The 5,482-nt window shown below is 75.2% G+C and carries 4 protein-coding genes and 1 pseudogene; 1 reads left to right on the forward strand and 4 read right to left on the reverse strand.

Annotated features, from left to right (window positions below; genetic code table 11):
• From B7P34_RS34780 to egtA, 3 genes and pseudogenes are all read right to left on the reverse strand, one after another.
• Window positions 1-388 (reverse strand): annotated as a pseudogene (locus B7P34_RS34780) (class II glutamine amidotransferase); the annotation flags it as partial.
• Entirely contained in the window at window positions 388-1,713 is a 1,326-nt protein-coding gene (egtB, locus tag B7P34_RS34785; RefSeq protein ID WP_106682135.1) for an ergothioneine biosynthesis protein EgtB, read from the reverse strand. The pseudogene B7P34_RS34780 and the gene egtB, both read right to left, overlap by 1 nt.
• Window positions 1,710-3,008, reverse strand: coding sequence for an ergothioneine biosynthesis glutamate--cysteine ligase EgtA (gene egtA, locus B7P34_RS34790; protein WP_106682136.1), 1,299 nt, complete (start codon window positions 3,006-3,008; stop codon window positions 1,710-1,712). Before egtA ends, egtB begins: the two co-directional genes overlap by 4 nt.
• A 96-nt stretch (window positions 3,009-3,104) precedes the next feature.
• Here egtA and B7P34_RS34795 point away from each other — a divergent pair, with 96 nt between their 5' ends.
• Window positions 3,105-4,394 (forward strand): cytochrome P450, encoded by a 1,290-nt coding sequence (locus tag B7P34_RS34795; protein ID WP_223268559.1) that lies wholly within the window; start codon window positions 3,105-3,107, stop codon window positions 4,392-4,394.
• Between the two features lie 28 nt (window positions 4,395-4,422).
• Here B7P34_RS34795 and B7P34_RS34800 read toward each other — a convergent pair whose 3' ends face one another.
• Window positions 4,423-5,178 carry a DUF4239 domain-containing protein gene (locus B7P34_RS34800; protein WP_106682138.1) on the reverse strand — a complete coding sequence of 252 codons (756 nt, stop codon included), beginning with the start codon at window positions 5,176-5,178 and terminating at the stop codon, window positions 4,423-4,425.
• Window positions 5,179-5,482 lie beyond the last annotated feature (304 nt).

The raw sequence follows: 5,482 nt of genomic DNA on the forward strand, positions 1-5,482 counted from the left end.
CGGCCAGTGGCGCGGCGCTGCCCGGCCAGCCGGCGACCGCGCCGTTGTGGCTGAACAGCCACGGCCCGGCGGTGAACGGCGCGGCGGCGGCCTCCCCGTCGGCGCCCGCGCCGGTGGCGTCCCGCACCGCCGCGAGGAGGGCGCGGGTGCGGACGACGCGGGCGAGGTCGGCGAAGGACAGGTCGGCCCAGACCGGCCCGGCGCGCCGGTAGCGCGCGGGCACCGGGTCTCCGTCCGCGTACCAGCCCACGCCGAAGCCGTCCGCGTTGACCGTGCCGTGCCGCTGCATGCGCGGCGCCCAGGACTGGCGCACCAGCGAGTGCGGCGGGTCCGCGACGCTCGCGCCGATCGGCTCCGCCGGGCCCAGGACCGCGATGTGACGGCACATCAGGCGGGCTCGGCGTCGCGCGCGGTGCGGAAACCGGCGAAGATCTGCCGGCGGACCGGGAGGTCCCAGTTGCGGAACGTGCCCCGGCAGGCGACCGGGTCGACGGCGAAGGAGCCCCCGCGCAGCACCTTGTGGGCGCTGCCGAAGAAGACCTCCGAGTACTCCCGGTAGGGGAAGGCCCGGAACCCCGGGTAGGGCAGGAAGTCGCTGGCCGTCCACTCCCACACATCGCCGATCAGCTGCCGGACGCCCAGCGGCGAGGCGCCCTCCGGATACGCCCCCACCGGGGCCGGCCGCAGGTGCCGCTGGCCGAGGTTGGCGTGCTCGGGCGCCGGGTCGGCGTCGCCCCACGGATAGCGCCGGGACCTGCCCGAGACGGGGTCGTGCCGGGCGGCCTTCTCCCACTCGGCCTCGGTGGGCAGCCGCCGCCCCGCCCACGCGGCGTACGCCGCGGCCTCGTACCAGCTGACGTGCAGGACCGGCTCATCGGGCGGCACGGGCTCGACGGCGCCGAAGCGCCGCCGCAGCCAGCGCGAGCCCGAGCGCCGCCAGAACAGCGGGGCCACCAGCTTGTGCGCGCGGACCTGCCGCCACCCCTCCGGGTGCCACCAGCGGGCGTCGCCGTAGCCGCCGTCCTCGACGAAGCGCAGGTAGGCGCCGTTGCTCACCGGCAGCGTGTCGATGAAGAACGACGGCACGAAGCGGTGGTGGGCGGGCCGCTCGTTGTCCAGCGCCCACGGCTCCGCCGACGTGCCCATCGTGAACGGGCCGCCCTCGACCAGCACCTCGGACGGCAGCGCCCCGGCGTCCGGCGCGGCCGGCGGCGGCTCGGGCGCGCCGAGCGCCGCCGCCCCCCGGCGCAGCTGATGGGTGATCAGCATGGTCTCGTCGTGCTGCTGCTCGTGCTGGGCGATCATGCCGAACGCGAAGCCGGACTCCACCAGCGGACGCCCCTCGAACGGGACGGCGTCCAGCACGTCCAGCACCCGGCCGCGGACGTCCGCGACGTAAGCACGGGCCTCGGCGGGCCGCAGCAGCGGCAGTGCCGGCCGCGCGGCTCTCGGGTGCTGGAACGCGTCGTACAGCGGGTCGAGCTCCGGGCGCAGCGCCTCGTGCCCGCCCACGGCGCGCAGGAGCCACTGCTCCTCCTGGTTGCCGATGTGCGCCAGGTCCCACACGAGCGGGGACATCAGGGGCGAGTGCTGCGCGGTCAGGTCGCGGTCGTCGACGCAGCCGGTGAGGAGCCGGGTGCGCGCACGGGCGCGGAGCAGGGCGTCCGTGGCGCGCCGGCGGAGGACGCCGGGATCCGTGCCGGGGGCGGTCATGCGGTGCTCTCCTTGCTCTCCGGCACCGGCTCGCCGGCGAGGCGGTCCAGGAGGTCGTCGGCGGGACAGCGGCCGCGGTCGACGTAGCGCCCGGTGAAGGCGTCGACGGCCGCCAGGACGCGGGGCGTGGCGCCGAGCCGGGGCAGGGCCTCGCGGGCGGCGGCGAAGCAGGCGACGGCGGCGGCGTGCAGCTCGGGGTCGGCGAGCCCGGAACGCGCGGCGTTGCGCCACAGCGCATTGCGCGGGGCGGGCTCCTGGCCCGCCGTGTCGGCCAGGGCCTTGACGGCCCGGTAGGACGTCTCTGCGGCCACGGGGTCGTCGAAGAGGGCGGCCGTGACGGCCAGCGGCACCGCCCAGCCGTCCTCGCCCGGCTGGGCGTCGATCATGCGCAGCTCCAGGTGGCCCCGGGGCCGCACCGGCGGGAAGAGCGTGGTCAGGTGGTACGCCACGTCCTCGGCCGTGGCCGGCCGGGGCCGCGCCGAACGGGTCCAGCCGCGCAGGTCCAGCCCCCAGGGCGGCTCCCACGGGCCCTGCCCGGACCGCACGCACATGATGCGTGCGTCCAGGGCGTACGCGGCCCACGCCGCGCGCGGGTCGAGGTCCTCGGCGGGGGCCAGCGTGCGGCTCGGGTCCATCCGCTCATAGCAGGCCTGCCGGGTGGAGCGCCAGCCGGTGGGACGGCCCCCGTCCAGCGGCGAGTTGGCGAACGCGGCCACGAGGACCGCGCCCAGCAGGTGCGCCAGCCGCCAGCGCCGCCCGAAGCCGAGCGGCCCGGGCTCCTCGTGCCCGGCGTCGACGCACACCTGCACCGATGCGGTCTTCGTCATCACGGTGCGGCCCGCGCCGCCCCAGTGGTCGTGGAAGTCCTCCATCGCCCGGTAGCGGGGCGTGGTGAGGACACGGCGCGGGGGATGCCAGGGGTCCTTGCCGTAGCCGGCGAGGGAGAGCCCGAGGGAGCGGAGCGCCGGGCGGGCCGCGGCCAGATCGGCGGAGACCTCTTCCACACAGGCGGTGAGGGATTCCGCGGGCCGGGAGCTGAACTCCAGCTGGCCGCCGGGCTCGATCGTGATCAGGGAGCGGAGGGGGAGGGCCTGCAGCCGGTCTGCGGCGGCTGCCAGACGGCGGGGGGAGACGGGCCGGGAGGGATCCTGCAGGTCGTGGACGAGCCATTCCAGCTCGACACCGAGGAAGCGCGGCGGGCCCGTCTTGAAACAGATCCCGCGGACCAGGGCCTCCGCCTCGGCCTCGTCCACGACGCGGGGCGGGCCCGCCCTGTCGGACCTGATGTCAGTCACTGTCCGTACCTCCGTCCGTTGTGCCGGCCGATGGTCACCCCACACATTGTGGCGAGCCCTTGACCCGCCCGCCAGAGGAGGGTCTACGGTCCCGGCGTGACCGTAGAACAGGTGACCGCCGACGTCTTCCTGCCCGCCACCTACGCCCGCGGCGTGCCGTACGCCCGCTTCCGGGAGCTGCGGGACGAGAGCCCCGTGTGCCGCATCGGCGAGCCGGCCGTCGGCCCCTGGCCGCCGGGCCCCGGCTTCTGGGCGGTCTTCCGGCACGCCGACGTCAAGCACGTCCTGCGCAGCCCGGAGACCTTCTCCTCGCACCTGGGCGCCACCCAGCTGCGCGACCCCGACACCGAGGCCGACCTGCACTTCGTACGGGCCACCATGCTCAACCAGGACCCGCCCGGCCACAGCAGGCTGCGCCGGATCGTCGCCGCGTCGCTCACGCCGCGCGCCGTGCGCGAACTGGAGGCCGTGATCGACGCACGGGCCCGCGCACTGGTCGACGGCGCCGCCGGCCGCGGCGAGGCCGACTTCGTGGCGCTCACCGCCGACCTGCCCATACGGACCCTCGCCCACATCCTGGGCGTGCCGCAGGAGGACGGCGCGCTGATCTACGACTGGGCGAACAGGATCATCGGCTACCAGGACACGGACTACGCACGGTCGGACACCGCCGCCCGGGACGGGCTCACTCCCATGGGGCGCGACGCCCTCGCCCGCCGCCCCGCCCCGCGCACCCGGCCCGACGGGCACCCGGTCAACCCGCGCTCGCGCGAGGCGCTGGCCGACATGTTCCACTACGCCCATGCCCTGGCCGGGCGGCCGGTGCCCGGCAGCGTGATGGCGATCATGCGCGAAGGGGGCCTGACGCGGGACGAGTTCGAGATGATGTTCTTCCTCTTCGCGGTCGCGGGGAGCGAGGCCCCGCGGAACGCCCTGCCCGGAGGGATGCTCGCCCTCCTCGACCACCCCGGCCAGTTCGCGCTCCTGCGCTCCCGGCCGGAGCTGGTTCCCCCGGCCGTGGAGGAGATGCTGCGCTACTGGTCGCCTGTGGTGCACTTCCGGCGCACCGCCGCCCGCGACACCGAGCTCGGCGGGCAGCGCATCCGGCGCGGCGAGAAGGTCGTGGTCTTCCACCCGTCCGCCAACCGCGACGAGCGCGTCTTCCCCGACCCCGACCGCTTCGACATCACCCGCAGCCCCAACGACCACGTCAGTTTCGGCTTCGGCCCGCACTTCTGCCTGGGTGCCCACCTCGCCCGCGCGCAGATGCGCGCCCTGCTGCGGGCGGTCCTCGACCGGATGCCCGGCCTGGAACGGGCGGGCGAGGCGGTGCGGCTCACGTCGAACTTCCAGAACGGCCTCAAACGCCTGCCGGTGAGGTGGTGAGCGGGCGGGGCGTGCGCCGCGGGGCCGCTCAGACGGCGAACAAGTCCGTGAACGGGCTCGTCGTATCCGCGATCTCGTGGCCGAACGGCGAGTTGAAGTCCCAGATGAGGAAGAGCAGGAAGGCGATGAGGGCGCTGTAGAGACCTGCCAGGAGCAGCTCGCGCGGGGAGCGCCGGATCTGCAGCGTGAAGATGAGCCCCACGGCCACGAACGCGCCCGCGACCAGCCCGAACCACACCACGCCCGGCATCGTGTCGCCCGCGTTCTGCGCCCGGGTGTTGCGCGCGGTGTCCGCGGCGCCGATCTGGTCCAGCAGCGGCTGGTAGGACTGGCCCTCGTGGTCGTTGCGCGGCTCGTACGAGGTGAGGTCCTCGCGCACCTTGTCCAGCAGCATCGCCCCGCGGTCGGTGAGCTCGCCGCGCTTGAGCATCACGGGCCACTCCTTGTTCACCACGTACGTCACGTAGGTGTTGACGTCCTCGCGGGTGCGGTCCCGCGCCGCGGGCGCGTACGCCTGCACCCGCTCGCTGACCTCGTGCAGCGCCTGGGCCTCGGCGCGGACCACGTCCTGGGCGCTGTTGCGGGCCTCCCAGACGCCGGCGATGGCCAGGCCCAGCACGATGGCGTAGACGACGCCGACCATCATCGTCATGTACTCGATGACGTCGGGCGTCTCGCTCGGGTCGTCGTCCTCGCTGAGCCTGCGCTCCCTGAGCACGGTGATGGTCAGCACGACCGCGCATGCCGCGGCCATGGCGAGGACCAGGACCAGCCACTCGGACAAGGGAAACCTCCGGAGACGAGAGTGCGGGTACGGGCAGAAGTGCGCGAAGGGCGCCGGCGGCCGGGCGGTGCGGAGGACCGCGCGGCCACCGGTTCGTACGGGCGGAGAGACGGCCGGGCAGGGCGTTCGGGCGTCAGCCGCGGCGCCCGCCGCCGCCTCCCCGCGGCCGCAGCATGGCGGCGGCGAGCACGGCCGGGGCGGTCAGCAGCAGGGTGAGCGTGACCAGCGACGCGCCGCTCGGCGGAGGTGGCGTGGCGGACTGGTGATAGGCGCGCGGGATGACGCGCGGGGGCGCCGGCGGCGT

The sequence above is a fragment of the Streptosporangium nondiastaticum genome (assembly GCF_003011965.1).
Taxonomy (GTDB): Bacteria; Actinomycetota; Actinomycetes; order Streptomycetales; family Streptomycetaceae; genus Streptomyces; species Streptomyces nondiastaticus.

What these genes read in the sequence shown, in the direction of transcription:
- egtB (WP_106682135.1), bottom strand. Translation starts at nt 1,713, where the DNA reads ATGACCGCCCCCGGCACGGATCCCGGCGTCCTCCGCCGGCGCGCCACG.